A 14,934-nucleotide genomic window follows, 5' to 3' on the forward strand; every position below is an offset into this window, starting at 1 on the left:
AACCTTTCAGTGGTCGGGGACGGTCAGCTGCCGCTCAGCGAGCCGGTGTCGAGGCCGGGCAGGATGTTCGCGAGGCTGCCAGCCCCGCCCGGGTTCCCTGGCTCGGGATCGACGGGCCCGGTGTTGCCGCCGGTGACGGTGAGGGTGTGGGCCGCGGTGGTGTGCTGCTTGCCGTCCGTGCCGGTGAAGACCGCGGTGATGGACTTCGAGCCCGCCGTGTTGAAGGTCAGGTCGAGGCGGGCGAGACCGCGCACCACGGGCCGCGGGTCACCGACTGCCTTGCCGTCGGCCTTGAACTGCACTGTGCCATTGGTGGTTTCGGGGGAGACCCGCACCGCGTAGGAGAGCTTGTCGCCGGTGGTGGCGGTCGTGGGGCCCTCGATCGCGGCGGACACCTCGGTGCCGGGACCGGGGTCGACGGGGCCGGTGTCGCCGATGGCGATCGTGGCGAGTGCGCCCGCACCCGCGTTGAGTGCCGTGGACTCGCCGTCGCGCGGCGAGCAGTAGGTCGGGGCCCAGATGGTGCCGCCGATCCAGTGGCTGACCTGAGGCAGGAAGGTCAGGAAGGACTCCGGGGTGCCGAACGTTCCGGCTGCGCCCGCGGTGCGGACCTTGGGCTCGATGGTGCCCGAGGCGCCGGCCTTCAGCGTGATGCGGACCTTCGGGAAGGCGATGTCGGTGTTCGCGCCGGACTGTGCGTTGATGGCCATGCCCGCATGGGAGTTCGTCGAGGCGGACGGCCCGTTTCCGATGCTCACGTTCCCGCCGGACAGGCGGAGGATGGGGCCGGAAGCCGACGGGTTCCCGGATTCGTCCACCCGGATCACCGATGCGGGCGCGCCCGCGGTGAGGTTTCCCGGATCCGCGACGGCGGCGGCGACGAACTCGGCGTTGGCGGGAACGGCGAGGTCGATCTTGGCGCGGGAGATCTTCTGCACGTTGGCGCCGCTCACGCTGTTCGGAATCTGCACGATTCCCGGATCGATCTCGACGTCGAACGTCTCGCCGGGTGCCACGGTCGGGGGCGCCGACACCGTGACCGTCGCGGGCTTCCCGTCGGAGGTGGCGCCGGCGAACGCGCTCGGCACGGCCCGGCAGGTCACCTGGAAGGTGGACGTGGTCGTGACCGCGGCGGGCGCGGCCGTGGCGGCCGGGGCGCTGACTGCCGCGGCGCCGGCGACGACGCCGACGATCGTGGCGAGACGGATTGAACGAGACGGCATGGCGTCCTCTCAGTTGGGCGACCGACTTGGTGAGATCGCGGTGAAACGTACAACACAACGAACCCGGGCAAGTGGCCATTAAGTAAAGAAATGCCATACGTTTCTTTACTACGGAAACGTAGGTTTACGCGTGTGCTCACACCCTTCCGGATTTGGTGTATGGAAGTATGAATAGCGTTGTCACGGTTGGTGATTGGGATTGGGCGTGATCCTCGATGGAGGACTGTCGGCTCCGGTACGGTTGGTGTGGCGCCCGCCCGGACTTCTTGCCGATCCGGTCGGGGATCGCGTGAGACGCATCGTGGGCTACCGTCACTTCACGATGAGACTGGAGGCACAGTGCGGATCGTGATCGCCGAGGACGACGCCCTCCTTCGCGAGGGTTTGGCGCTGTTGCTGCGAGGGGAGGGCTTCGAGGTCGTCGCCGCGGTGGACAACGCCGAGTCCTTCCTGGAGGTGCTGGACTCGGCGGACGCCGCGGTGCTCGACGTCCGGATGCCACCCACCTTCACCAACGAGGGACTCAAGGCGGCGGAGGAGGCGCGGCGGCGCAGGCCGGGGTTTCCGGTGCTGGTGCTCTCCGCGTACGTGGAGGACCGGTACGCGGGACGGCTGCTCGCCGAGGGTGCGAACGGGATGGGGTACCTGCTCAAGGAACGCGTCGGCCGGGTCGCCGAGTTCACCGACGCGCTGCGCCGGGTCGCGGCGGGCGGCACGGTGATGGATCCCGAGGTGATCTCGCAGCTGATGAGCCGCAGGCGGTCCGACGACCCGATCCGCTCGCTGACCCCACGCGAGTCCGAGGTGCTCGGTTTGATGGCCGAGGGCCTGGACAACGGCACCATCGCCGGCCGGCTCGTGGTCAGCGAGACTGCGGTGAGCAAGCACATCGGCAACATCTTCGCCAAGCTCGGTCTGTCCGCTTCCGACAGCGGGCATCGTCGGGTGTTGGCGGTGCTGGCGTACCTGCGGGGCTGAGGCGCGCTCGCGCCCCTGAGTGCGTGACGGCGGCGATATCAGGGTAAATCCGGATGCGCAGAACGGTTCTCGCACCATAGGGTCGGGGTATGAAGTCTGCTGCGGTCGCGGTCGGTATCTCGGTCCTCCTGCTAGCCGGATGCTCGGACACCTCGGATCCCGTGGTGGTCAACAGCTTTCCCAACCGTGCGGCCGTGCAGGCCGACCTGGACGAACTGGTCCGCTCGACCGTCGGCGGCGCGGTGGCCACCCTGTCCGTTCCCGGCGAGACGGTTGAGCTGCGCAGCGGGGTGGGCGATCGGGTGACCGCCGAGCAGATCCCGGACGGCGCGCAGGTCCGGATCGGCAGCGTCACCAAGACATTCGTGGCGGCGATCGTGATGCAGCTGGTCGACGAGGGGAAGGTCGAGCTCGATGCCCCCATCGATCGCTACCTGCCCGGTGCGCTGGTCGCGGAGGGCGTCGACCCGGCGGCGATCACGGTCCGGCAGCTGCTGCAACACACCAGTGGGCTGCCCGAGTACTCCGATGACCCACGCATCACGCAGACCTACCTCGGCAGCGGCGAACGGTTCACCCGGCAGGATCTGCTCGCGATGGCGATGGCGCATCCCGCGCAGTTCCGCGCGGGCGAGCGGATGAAATACACCAACACCAACTACCTCGTGAACGGGATGCTGGTCGAGAAGGTCACCGGGAACACCGTCGAGGACGAGCTCGAGCGCCGGATCACCGGGCCGCTCGGGCTTTCCGACACCTACCTGCCGGGAACGGGGGAGAAGCAGATCCGCGGACGGCACCCGTCGGGCTACGAGGCGGACGGGGGCACCATCGTCGAGATGACGGCGACCGAGCCGTCGGGTCCGTGGGCCGCGGGTGCGATGGTCTCGAGCGGTGCGGACCTGACCACCTTCCTGCGTGCGCTCGTCGAGGGCCGGCTCACCTCGGAGAAGTCCTGGGACGCGATGACCAGCACGGTCCCGATGGAGCAGCCCGGCATGTCCTACGGGCTCGGGTTGATGACGGCGACACTGTCGTGCGGCAAGGTCTTCTGGGGGCACTCCGGCGACATCCCGGGATTCCACACGCTCTCCGGCGCGACCGAGGACGGCCGGGCCGCGGCGATCACCGTCACCCAGGCGCCGCCGCAGGAGGTCGACACCCTCGCCCTGCTCAGCAACGCCCTCTGCTGATCCGTCGCCGCGTCAGTGCATGACGGCGGCGATCTCGCGGGCGGTGACCTTGGCCAGTTCGACGAAGAAGGGCACCCGCTCGGGGATCATCAGTTCGGTCGGCCCGCGTAGGCCCAGTGCGAACCGGGCGAGCCCGTCGTCCCCGACGATCGGGACGCCGATCGTCCGGTAGCCGGGCGCCAGCTCCTCGTCGTTGAAGGCGTAGCCCCGTTCGCGGGTCAGCGCCAGTTCCTTGCCCAGCTCCTCCGGGCCGGGTACCGAACGCGCCGTGCCCGTTTCGTAGGGCAGTCGGCCCAGCTCGTCGTCGGTGACCTGGGACCAGGCCAGCAGCGCCTTGCCGAGGGCGCTGGCGTGCAGCGGCAGCCGGACACCCTGGAGCTGGTGCCCGTCGGCCTCCCGCCACCGGCTGGTGCCGAGCAGCACTGCGTCGTTGCCGTATCGCGTCGCGATCGACGCGCTCGCGCCGGTGGTGGTGGCGAGCTGCTCGAGGTGCGGCTCGGCGAGATAGATGCGGTGCTGCCGGTAGGCGATCTGGCCGTACTCCGCCAGCGCGCCGCCCAGGCGGTACCGGCTCGACTCCGCGTCCTTGTCCAGGAAGCCGGCGTCGACGAGGGCGGTGAGCAGGCGGTGTGTGGTGCTGACCGCGAGCCCCTGCCGACGGGCCACCTCGGACACCCCGAGCTCGTCGCCGCCGCGGAAGCAGCCGAGCACGGACAGGGCACGTGCGACGGTCTGCACAGACTGTGTCGCTGAGGGGGTCTCCACGTCGCGACGCTAACACAACCGAAGCGTGCGGTTGCTACTGTGCATTTCCATTATTTGGAAAGGTGTACCCGCTGGGGCGCCGAGGAGGCGGCGCCGCGACGGCCGGGTGCCGGGAGGTGTGGCATCGATGACCGAGAACCAGGGCTGGCTGCGGCGGCTGCATCCGTACCTGCGGCCGTACCGCGCGACGATCTGGTGGTCGCTCGGGCTCGCGGTGGCCGGGCAGGGGATCCTCGCGCTGATCCCGCTGCTGCAGCAGGTGATCGTCGACGACGCGATCATCGGGTCCAGCCGCATGCTGACGCCGTGGGTGACCGTGCTCGTCGCGGTCGGGCTGGTCGCGTTCGTCGCGCACGCGGTCCGCCGGTACCTGGGCAGCAGCGTCGCGGTGGATGTCGAGCACGACCTCCGCGTGCACCTGCACCGCCACGTGCACCTGCTCGATGCCCGTAGGCACGACACGATCGCCGCGGGCGACGTGCTGTCCCGCGCGACGTCCGACCTGAACCTGGTGCAGGTGTTCCTGTCCCAGGTGCCGTTGCTGGCGGCGAACGTCAGCCTGCTGGTGGTCGCGCTGGTCGTGATGTTCTGGCTCTCACCCGCACTGTTCGCGGTGCTCGCGGTGTGTGTGCCGGTGCTCGGCTATCTCACACACCGGCTGCGTTCGCGGCTGTTCCCGGCCTCCTTCAGCGACCAGCTCCTGGCCGGGCAGGTCGCCAGCACGGCCGAGGAGAACATCGCCGGGGTCCGCGTGGTGAAGGCGTTCGCGCAGGAACGGGCCCAGCAGGATCGGTTCGCGGCCCGCGCCCATGCCCTGCTGCGTTCCCGGCTGCGGACCGCCCGGATCGCGGCGGCCGGCGGCGCGGCGATGGCCGCCGTCCCGATGTTCGGTCAGCTCGCGGTGCTCGCGATCGGCGGTGCGCTGGCCCTGCACGGCCAGATCACGGTCGGTGTGTTCCTCGCCTTCGCCTCGTACCTGATCCAGCTGATCGTCCCGATCCGGCTGATGGCAGGCATGATCGCGACCGCCCAGCAGGCCAGGGCAGGGGCGCAGCGGGTGTTCGACCTGCTGGACACGCGGCCCGCCCTCGCCGAGGTGCCTGGCGCCCCCGACCTGGCGACGCCGGTCGGGGCGGTGGAGCTGCGCGACGTCGGCTTCGGGTACGGAGCCGACCCGGTGCTCAGCGGCGTCAGCCTCCGGATCGAGCCGGGCGAGCGGGTGGCGCTGGTCGGCCCGTCCGGCTCAGGGAAGACCGCGCTCGCGATGCTGCTCGGACGGTTCTACGACCCAGACGCCGGGACGGTGGCGATCGGCGGCAGCGACCTGCGTGAGGTCCGGCTGCGCTCGGTGCGCGCGGCGGTGACCCTGGTGTTCGACGACAGCTACCTGTTCTCCGGCACCATCCGCGACAACATCGCCTTCGCCCGGCCAGACGCCTCCGACGAGGAGGTCGTCGCGGCGGCGCGGGCCGCGTGCGCGCACGAGTTCGTCACCGCACTGCCCGAGGGCTACGACACCGCGGCGGGCGAGCGGGGGCTGAGCCTGTCCGGGGGTCAGCGGCAACGGATCGCGCTGGCCAGGGCGTTTCTCGCGGACCCGAAGGTGCTGATCCTCGACGACGCGACCTCCGCCGTAGACACCGGAACCGAATTCGACATCTACGCCAGCCTGCAGACGCTGATGGCGGGCCGCACCACCATCCTGATCGCGCACCGGCCGTCGACGGTGGACCTCGCGGACCGTGTGGTCGTCCTCGACCGCGGCGTGGTCGTCGCGGACGGCGACCGGGCCGCGCTGATCGCCGGCTCGGCGCTGTTCCGTGAGCTGATGCTCGGACCCGAGTCCGAGATGGCCTCGGCCGTCGCCGAGCGGGTTTCCGCCGTGGACCCGGCGGCCTGGCCGGAATTCGACGAGGACCGTGCGGGCGCCGACGACCTGCTCCTCGCCGCGCGGATCGGGCTCGCGGACGGTGGCAGCGGGCGCCAGCTGGACTCGGCCCCGCCCGCGTTGCTCGACGCCGTCCGCGCCCTGCCCGACCTGCGGGACGAGCCGGACCCGGCGCAGGCCGAGGACCGCAGACCGTTCACCTTCGGCCGGCTGCTCGCCCCGTTCGCGGCCGCACTGGCGGTGTGCGCGCTGCTCGTCGCGATCGACGCGGGCGCCGCGCTGGTGGGGCCGTTGATCTTCCGGTTCGGGCTCGACGACGGCGTCTCGGCCGGGTCGGCAGCGGCGCTGACCGCGGCCTGCGCCGGCTACCTGGTGGTTCAGCTGCTGGCCTGGGGAAACGCCTGGATCATGCAGTTCCAGACCACCCGCACCGCCGAACGGATCCTGTACGGGCTGCGGCTACGGGTGTTCGCGCACCTGCAGCGGCTCTCGCTCGACTACTACGAGCGCACCGCGTCGGGTCGCACTCTGACCCGGCTGACCACCGACATCGAGGCGCTGAACCAGCTCCTGCAGCAGGGCCTGGTGACCTCGCTGGTGAGCCTGACCACCTGCGTCGGGGTGCTCGTGGTGCTGCTGGCGGTGGACTGGCGGCTGGCCTGCGCTGTGCTGGTGCTGCTGCCGGTGCTCGTGGCGTCGGTGCTGGTGTTCGTGCGGGGCTCGCGCTCCGCCTACCTGGAGACCCGGTCGCGTGTGTCCGCGCTGGCCGCCGAGCTCGCCGAGCACCTGACCGGGATCCGGGTCACCCAGGCGCACGGCCGCGAGGATCGCATTCAGCGCTCGTTCGCGACGGGCTCGCGGGACTACCGGGACGCCCGCCGCCGGTCGATGCTCTACATCTCGGTGTTCTTCCCGTTCATGAACCTGCTGGCCACCGCCGCAAAGGCGATCGTGCTGGTCCTCGGCGCGCAGCTGCTCGGCGCGGGCACCCTGACCACCGGTGTGCTGGTGGCCGCGTTGCTGTACGTGGACCAGTTCTTCGCGCCCATGCAGCAGCTCTCGATCGTGCTGGACCAGTGGATCCAGGCCCGGGTGTCGCTGCGCCGGATCGGTGAGTTCCTGCGCGCGCAGCCCTCCGTCGCCGAGCCTGCGGCGCCATCCCGGCTCGCCGGGCTGCGCGGGGAGCTGCGCTTCGAGGGCGTCCGGTTCGGCTATCCGGGCGGGGTGGCGGCCGTGCGCGGGGTGGACCTGACGATCGCGCCTGGCGAGACGGTGGCGCTGGTCGGTACGACCGGGGCGGGCAAGTCCACGTTCGCGAAGCTGGCGCTGCGGTTCTACGACCCGACCGGTGGGTCGATCGTCGTGGACGGGCACCCGCTGGACGGGGTCGACCTGCGCGACTACCGCTCTCGGGTCGGCTACGTGCCGCAGGAGCCGTTCCTGTTCGCGGGCACGGTGGCCTCGAACATCGCGCTCGGCAGGCCGGACGCCACCGCGCTGGACGTCGAACGGGCGGCCCGCGCGGTCGGGGCGCACGACGGGATCGCGGCGCTGCCGCTCGGCTACCGGACGCCGATCACCGCGGGGGCGCGGTCGTTGTCCGCGGGGCAGCGGCAGCTGGTCTGCCTGGCCCGCGCCGAGCTGATCGACCCGTCGATGCTGGTCCTCGACGAGGCCACCTCGAACATCGATCTGGCCTCGGAGCGGGCGGTGCAGCGGTCGCTGGAGCTGCTGGCCCACGGGCGGACGACGCTGCTCATCGCGCACCGGTTGCGGACGGCGTCGCGGGCGGACCGGATCGTGGTGATGGAGCAGGGCCGGATCGTCGAATCCGGCACGCACGCCGATCTCGTGGCGAGCGGTGGGCGGTACGCGCGGCTGTGGGATGCGCACCGTGCGGCCGAACGCACGACCGCGTGATCCACGATCTGTCAACCTTTCCAATCAGCGGAAAACTATACCTAGTCGGTGGGGTTTAGTCGGCCTAGTTTTTGAGGCGTAGATCGACCAGCCTCTCGAACAGGAGCCCCCCGATGTCCCGCAACCGCCGACTTCCCCGAGCGCGCCTCGCGCTCGCGCTTCTCCCCGTCGTCGCCCTGGTTGCCGCCTGCGGGTCGGACTCCGACGGCCCCGCCGACGCGGCCGGCTCCGCCGAGCCCACCTTCGTGCTCAAGGTGACCGATCCGGGTAACGCCGGACCGCTCGCGGTCGGCAAGCGCGACGGCTCGTTCGACGAGGCGCTGGCCCCGCTCGGCGCGAAGATCGAGTGGGTCAAGGCGCCTCCCGCGTTCAGCGCGAACCTCAAGCTGTTCAACGCCGGCCAGCTCGACGTCTCCGGCGGTGCGTACAGCCCGGTGGTCGGTGCGCTGTCCAAGGACGTCGCGGTGCGGATCATCGCCGTCGCGGACCCGGTCGACCAGGATCAGAGCGGCATCATCGCGTCCCCTGGCTCGGGGGTGAAGGAGGTCAAGGACCTCGTCGGCAAGCGCATCGCGGTGAATCCCGCAGGCAAGGGCGAATACATCACCCTGAAGGCGTTGCGCCGGGCCAACATCCCGTTCGACCAGGTCGAGCGGGTGCCGCTGCAGCCCTCCGACGCGGCGTCGGCCTTCTCCACCGGCCAGGTGGACGCGTGGGCGTCGTTCAACGACCCGTACCAGGAGGCCAAGGCCCGCGACGGCGTCGTCGAGATCGCCACCGAGGCGAGCATCGACTCCAAGGACAACACGATCGTCGCCTTCCGCACCGCTGTCCTCGAGGAGCGCCCCGACGTCGCGGCGAAGTACCTCGAGACCCTGCAGGCGCTCACCGAGCGTCAGCGCAGCAACCCGGAGGACTACCAGAACGTCTTCGAGAAGGCGGGCCCGCGGGCGCTGTCCGGGGAGCGCCTGGAGCGCGCACTCGACCTCGGCCGCCGGGCCTCGGTCCCGCACTACCCGACCCCCGCCGACGAGTCGGACCTGCAGGAGGTGGCCGATCTGTTCTTCCAGAACGGGGTGACCACCCGCGCGCTGACCGCCAAGGACGTCTTCTACCCGCTGCAGTCCAAGGTGAACGACTCCGCCCAGGTCCAGTCGGCCCCGACGAAGTCCGGCAACTGACATGGCGCTGCTGACCCCGCCGAGGACGCGGGAGGCACAGGATTCCAGGCCCACCACCCTGGAACTAGAGGAGCCGCGGTACCGCGCCGGCCGCACCCGGCCGGCGTGGGTGTCCATCCCGTTGCGCTTCCTGGTGCCCGCGCTGATCGTCGCGGCCTGGTGGATCGGCTCGGCCACCGGCGCGATCCCCGAGGAGATCCTCGCCGGACCGCCGAAGGTGTGGAGCGCCTTCACCGAGCTCTACCAGACCGGGCAGCTGGTCGACTTCTCCATCGCCTCCTTCAAGCGGGCCGCGGTCGGGGTGTTCTTCGGTGTCCTGCTCGGCCTGGCGCTCGGCGTGCTCTCCGGGCTGTCCAGCCTCGGTGAGGAACTCATCGACTCCACGATGCAGATCAACCGGGCCATCCCGTTCCTGGCGCTGGTGCCGCTGTTCATCGCCTGGTTCGGCATCGACGAGACCTTCAAGGTGCTGCTCATCGCGGTGGCCACCGTCGGCCCGATGTACGCCTACACCTATCTCGGTGTCCGCAACGTGGACCGCAAGATGGTCGAGGCCGCGCAGAGCTTCGGGCTGAGGGGATGGCGGCTGGTGTTCGGCGCGATCCTGCCCGCCGCGTTGCCGGGGGTGCTGATCGCGCTGCGAATCTGCTTGTCCATCAGCATCACCGGTCTCATCGCCGCCGAGCAGGTCGGTACAAGGGAGGGCATCGGCTACCTGGTGACGCTGGCGCAGGAGTACAACCGCACCGACTACATGGTGCTGTGCGTGGTGCTCTACGCGGTGCTCGGCCTGATCTTCGACGGCATCGTCCGGGTCATCGAGAAGTTCGCGATGCCCTGGCGGGGACAGGTGGCGGTCCGATGAGCGCCCCCGACACCGCGCTGCCCCCGCTGGCGGTGCGGGAGCGCACCGCGACCGCGGCCCGCGACCGGCGCGCGGGCGAGCCCGTCGCGGTCTCGCTGAGGGGCCTGACCAAGGCCTTCGGCGACAAGACCGTGCTCGACGGCGTCGACCTGGAGATCCACCGCGGCGAGTTCGTGGTGCTGCTCGGGCCGAGCGGCACCGGCAAGACGACGCTGCTGCGGCTGCTCACCGGACTCGAAAAGCCCGACGCGGGAAAGATCCTGGTGCCGGGTCAGCGCACCACCGTCTACCAGGAGCCGCGGCTGATCCCGTCCAAGCGGGTGCTGGCCAACGTCACCGTCGGGCAGCGCCGAACCGCACAGAACCGGGACCGCGCGGCCCGCTCGCTGGCCGAGGTGAACCTGGAGAGCAAGGCACGGCAGTGGCCGGCGACGCTGTCCGGCGGCGAGGCCCAGCGTGTCGCGCTGGCCAGGGCGCTGGTCCGGGAGCCGGAGCTGTTGCTGCTCGACGAGCCGTTCGCCGCGCTCGACGCCCTGACCCGGCTGCAGATGCAGGACCTGGTCGGCGACCTGGTGGCTCGGCACCGGCCCGCGGTGCTGCTGGTCACGCACGACGTCGACGAGGCCGTGCGCCTGGCCGACCGGGTGCTGATCCTCAACGAGGGCCGGTTCGCGGTGGACGTCGACATCGACCTCGCCCGTCCCCGCGACCGCACCGACCCCGAGTCCCTCCGCTACCGCGCCGCCTTCCTGGCCGAGCTCGGCGTCGGCCGCACCGCTTCCCCCACAACCACTTAGGAGCACCAGATGACCGCTGTAGCCGACACCGCCCTCGACACCCTCTGGTACACCCGCTGCCCCGTGCCCACAGCGAGCGGCCTCGCGCACAGCCTCGGCTGGCTGGGGGAGACCGCGGCCGAGGCGGGCGTCAGCCTGGGCGTCCTGCAGGACGCAGGCCCGGAGCTGGCCGTCCGGCACTTCGACCACCAGCTGCTCGGCCTGGTTCGCGAGGGCGGCAACGTGCCCGCGATCGCGGCCCGCGCCCAGGGCTCGCCGACTCGGCTGATCGGGCTGACCTGGATCGACGAGTCGCAGGCCATCCTCGTCGGACCGGACTCCACGGTCGCGGGCGCCGCCGGCCTGGCGGGCCTGCGGATCGGGATCCCCGCGTGGGCGGAGGACCAGGCCCGCAGCTTCCCGCGCGCGATGGCCCTGCACGGCTTCGCGAACGCGCTGCGTCTGGCCAGCCTCACCCTCGCCGATGTGACCGCGGTCGAGGTGGACGTCGAGCGGAACCCGCAGGTGCGCACCGCTGCTCGGGACCAACGGCGCACCACCACCTGGGGTGTGGACGAGCTGCTTCGCGGTGACGTGGACGCCATCTACGTCAAGGGCGCTCGCGCCCAGGAGGTGGCCCGCGAGCACGGCCTGCGGGTCGCGGTGGACCTCGACGCCACCGACGCGAAGCGGCTGCGGGTCAACAACGGCACCCCGCGCCCCATCACGGTGCACGCCGACCTGCTCGAGTCCCGGCCGGAGCTGGTGGTCGGCTTCCTCGCGCAGAGCCTGCGCGCCGCGGACTGGGCGGCCGACAACCTGGACCGCGTCCGCGAGGTGCTCGCCCGCGAAACCCTGTCCGGTCCCGAGGGAGTCGTCGCCGCGTACAAGGAGGGCTTCCACAAGGACCTGCACCCCTCGCTCTCGGACGAGCGGGTGGAGCTGATCGGTATCCAGAAGCAGTTCCTCTACACGCACGGGTTCCTGGCCGCCGACTTCGACCTCGAATCCTGGGTGACCCGTGAGCCCCTGGAGCAGGCGCTGGAGCTGCTGGCCGCAGGAAAGGTGCCGTCATGACAGAGTTCCTGTGGCGGCTGCCCTCGCAAGGGGACGGCAGGCACGCGTCGCCCGGCGCGCGGAACCGCGGCGGCTTCGGCGGACCGCAGGTGCCCACCGTGGCGACGGACCTGCGCCCCGGCAACTTCGGGCCCTTCGACGACCTCGCCCAGGTGGTGCTCGCGGCCGAACTGTCCGGGCTCGACGGGGTGCTCGCGCCCTACGACCCGCTCGGCGAGGAGTCGTGGATCGTCGGCGGCGGCGCGCTGCGCGACACCCGGCACTCTCGGGTGGTCGTCGAGTTCCACCCCTCCTTCGGCACCCCCGTGTACGCGGCCAAGGTGTCCGCGACGCTGCAGCGGCTCTCCGGGGGCCGGCTGTCCTGGCGGCTGCGGGTGGAGACCGACGAGGCCGACGCCCGGGCCCGAGGGGACCGGGTCACCGGCGTGGACCGGTACACAAGGGCGGCGGAGTTCCTCACCGTCGCGCGCGGGGTGTGGAACGAGACCCCGGTCGCCGGAGCCGGATTCAACGGCACCGGGTTCGACTTCGACGGCGAGTACTTCGACGTCATCGACGGCGGGTTCCGCGGCATCCTGTCCGGGCTGCCGTTCCCGACGGTGTACCTGTCCGGGGACTCGGAGCAGGCGCTCGACCTGTCCGCGCGGCACGGCGACGTGCACCTGTTCACCGAGACCGTCGACGGGATCGCGGCGTCGGTGTCCGACCTGAAGCATCGGTCGCGGGCGCTGGGCCGCACGGTGCGTGCCGGGCTGGAGCTGCCGATCATCGCCCGCGAGACGGAGGACGAGGCCTGGGCGCGCGCCGAGCGGCAGTGGCACGAGGTGCACGACGACGGCGTCGGCGCGCGTTCGCTCGACCTCGGCGGTGGGCGCTGGGCCGGCTTCACCGAGATCGGCTACGAGCAGCCGATCGGCCTGGTCGGCAGCTACGAGCAGGTGGCGCAGCGACTCTCGGAGTACGTCGACGCCGGTGTCGACAGCGTCGTGCTCGACGGCCGCCCGCACATCGAGGAACTGCACCGCACCGGCGAACACCTGCTGCACCTGGTCGACCCGGCCGGACGCACCTTGGCGAGTCAGGAGGCCACCGCATGAGCACCGACTTCTACTGGCGCATCGGGATGGAGGGCGACCACGCGTCGCTGCGCACCCCGCGCCGCTACAACCGAGGGGAGGCGAACGGGCACGGCCCCGGCAACATCGCGCCCGCGATCCGCGGCGGCGAGCTCGACGGCTACGGCTACATCGACCACATGGCGGCGGTGGCCAAGGCGTCGGAGTCGGCCGGGTTCCTGGGCGGGCTGCTGCCCTCGTTCCCGGTCACCGAGGACCCGTGGGCGGTGGCGGCGGCGCTGGCCCGCGAGACCACCACCTACCGGTTCATGGTCGCCTTCCAGCCCGGGTTCCTGCATCCCGTGCAGGCGGCGCGGATGTCGGCGAGCCTGCAGCGGGCCACCGGCGGGCGCCTGGTCTACAACATCATCAGCGGCGGCGGGGGACCGGCGCAGCTGTGGTGGGGCGACAAGGTTAACCACGACGATCGGTACGCGCGCACCAGCGAGTTCCTGGACGTGCTGCGCGGCGTCTGGGACGGCGAGCCCTACGACCACGACGGCCGGTTCTTCCAGACCGCAGGGGCCGCGCTGCCGCCCGGGCTCGCAGGCCAACCCTTCCCCGAGGTCTACTTCTCCGGTTCCTCGGCCGCCGCGGTCGGCGCCGCCGGGCTGCACAGCGACTACTACCTGTCCTGGCTCGAGCCCTTCGGCGACCTGCGTGCCAAGTTCGACGGCGTCCGCGCGCACGCCGAGAAGCTCGGGCGGACACCGAAGTTCGCGGTCCGGATCGACGTCGTCGCCCGTCACACCGAGGAGGCCGCCTGGGCGGAGGTGGAGAAGGGCTGGGCGTTCGTCGACCGCGACGCCGCCAACCGGGCCGCGCAGGGCGACTCGGTCGGCGCGGCGCGGATCAAGGGCTGGGTGCCCGAGACCATCACCGGCTACCGCGATCTCGAGGTGCAGCCGAACGTCTGGGCCGGGTTCAGCCTGATCCGCGGCGGTCCCGCGTTCGGCCTGGTCGGCAGCTACGAGCAGGTCGCGCAGCGCCTCGACGAGCTGCGCGAGCTAGGCGTCGACGCGTTCATCCTTGCGGGCAACCCGCACCTCGAGGAGGCCTACCGCGTCGGCGAGGAGGTCCTCCCGCTGCTCCAGGCGGCTCCGCCGCCCGTGAGCGCTTCCCGAGTCCTGGGACTCGACAACCACGCACCGCTCCTCACCCCCTGACCTACCTTCGGAATCACCAGGAGAATCCCATGACCACCACCGAATCCCGCATCTCCGAGACCGTCACCGCGTTCGTCGAGAGCGCCACCCGCGACGCGGAGAAGGCGTTCCGCGTCTTCCGCGAGACCGGCACCGTCTCCGCGAACGGCACCGTCAACTTCGTCGAGCGGGTGCCCGGCGAGGAGATCGCCGTCGCCCTGAACGAGCCAGGGCCCTGGGCCGACGACCGCACCATCGAGCCCGTCGTCGCCACCTTCGACGGCGAGGTGCTCTCCGGCCGCGGTTCTGCCGGCTTCGTCACCGGCTACGCCAAGGTGTTCCGCGAGCACCAGGAGATCACCTCGATCGTGCACGTGCACACCCCGTGGCTGGGCGGCTTCGCGCAGACCCACCAGTCGCTGCCGATCCGGTACGCGGCCTCCCAGCGGCTGACGTTGTCGCGGTCCATCCCGCCGCACATCGACCGCAGCATCGGCGCCGGCGACTTCATCCTCGGCGAGCTGGTCCGCGACCCCGACCTGGTCGCGATCTTCGAGGCCAACGGTGGCGTCAACGTGATCGGCCGCGCGGGCCTGCTCGATCTGGCCAAGTTCGTGGTGCTGCTCGAGGAGGGCGCCCAGTACCAGGCCATCGGCGAGTCCGTCGGTGGCACTGTCGAATTCGACAAGACCAACCTCGTCGCCCAGTGGTCCCGCAGCGGCCTGGTCGACGAGGCCCGCCGCCGCGGACTCGTCTAGGCGGCTCCGCCGCCCGTGCGCGGTTGACGAGTCCCCGCACTCGTCAACCG

The 14,934-nt window shown here is 71.2% G+C and carries 12 protein-coding genes; 10 read left to right on the forward strand and 2 right to left on the reverse strand.

The annotated features are described in order from the left end of the window. Window positions 1–23: 23 nt before the first annotated feature. The gene (locus tag ACWFRB_RS21670) at window positions 24–1,223 is read right to left on the reverse strand and encodes an Ig-like domain-containing protein (protein WP_452643320.1); all 1,200 of its coding nucleotides are present in this window, start codon (window positions 1,221–1,223) and stop codon (window positions 24–26) included. A 339-nt stretch (window positions 1,224–1,562) separates the two neighbouring features. Between ACWFRB_RS21670 and ACWFRB_RS21675 the strand changes: the two genes are divergently transcribed. Then, window positions 1,563–2,201, forward strand: coding sequence for a response regulator (locus ACWFRB_RS21675; RefSeq protein ID WP_027502323.1), 639 nt, complete (start codon window positions 1,563–1,565; stop codon window positions 2,199–2,201). 89 nt (window positions 2,202–2,290) lie between these two features. Next, window positions 2,291–3,394, forward strand: a complete 1,104-nt coding sequence (locus tag ACWFRB_RS21680) for a serine hydrolase domain-containing protein (RefSeq protein WP_452643321.1) — start codon at window positions 2,291–2,293, stop codon at window positions 3,392–3,394. A gap of 12 nt (window positions 3,395–3,406) precedes the next feature. Here the strand turns inward: ACWFRB_RS21680 and ACWFRB_RS21685 are convergent, their stop codons facing one another. Next, complete coding sequence (locus tag ACWFRB_RS21685; RefSeq protein WP_452643322.1) at window positions 3,407–4,159, reverse strand: IclR family transcriptional regulator; 753 nt, start codon at window positions 4,157–4,159, stop codon at window positions 3,407–3,409. Window positions 4,160–4,286: 127 nt separating this feature from the next. On the opposite strand from ACWFRB_RS21685, the gene ACWFRB_RS21690 reads away from it, so the two are divergent. From ACWFRB_RS21690 to ACWFRB_RS21725, 8 genes are all read left to right on the forward strand, one after another. Then, entirely contained in the window at window positions 4,287–7,967 is a 3,681-nt protein-coding gene (locus ACWFRB_RS21690) for an ABC transporter ATP-binding protein (protein ID WP_452643323.1), read from the forward strand. Window positions 7,968–8,080: 113 nt separating this feature from the next. After that, a complete protein-coding gene (locus ACWFRB_RS21695) occupies window positions 8,081–9,148 on the forward strand; it encodes an NrtA/SsuA/CpmA family ABC transporter substrate-binding protein (protein ID WP_452643324.1) in 1,068 nt (355 codons plus the stop codon). Between the two features lies 1 nt (window position 9,149). Next, the gene (locus ACWFRB_RS21700) at window positions 9,150–10,013 is read left to right on the forward strand and encodes an ABC transporter permease (RefSeq protein WP_452643325.1); all 864 of its coding nucleotides are present in this window, start codon (window positions 9,150–9,152) and stop codon (window positions 10,011–10,013) included. Next, window positions 10,010–10,810, forward strand: coding sequence for an ABC transporter ATP-binding protein (locus ACWFRB_RS21705; RefSeq protein WP_452643326.1), 801 nt, complete (start codon window positions 10,010–10,012; stop codon window positions 10,808–10,810). The genes ACWFRB_RS21700 and ACWFRB_RS21705 overlap by 4 nt, the downstream gene beginning before the upstream one ends. 9 nt (window positions 10,811–10,819) lie before the next feature. Then, complete coding sequence (locus tag ACWFRB_RS21710) at window positions 10,820–11,866, forward strand: ABC transporter substrate-binding protein (protein ID WP_452643327.1); 1,047 nt, start codon at window positions 10,820–10,822, stop codon at window positions 11,864–11,866. Beyond that, window positions 11,863–12,963, forward strand: a complete 1,101-nt coding sequence (locus tag ACWFRB_RS21715; protein WP_452643328.1) for an LLM class flavin-dependent oxidoreductase — start codon at window positions 11,863–11,865, stop codon at window positions 12,961–12,963. The genes ACWFRB_RS21710 and ACWFRB_RS21715 overlap by 4 nt, the downstream gene beginning before the upstream one ends. After that, window positions 12,960–14,147 (forward strand): LLM class flavin-dependent oxidoreductase, encoded by a 1,188-nt coding sequence (locus tag ACWFRB_RS21720; protein WP_452643329.1) that lies wholly within the window; start codon window positions 12,960–12,962, stop codon window positions 14,145–14,147. Before ACWFRB_RS21715 ends, ACWFRB_RS21720 begins: the two co-directional genes overlap by 4 nt. A 29-nt stretch (window positions 14,148–14,176) precedes the next feature. Beyond that, entirely contained in the window at window positions 14,177–14,884 is a 708-nt protein-coding gene (locus ACWFRB_RS21725; RefSeq protein WP_452643330.1) for a class II aldolase/adducin family protein, read from the forward strand. The last annotated feature ends 50 nt before the right edge of the window (window positions 14,885–14,934 follow it).

The organism is Rhodococcus sp. NPDC055112, assembly GCF_053607505.1.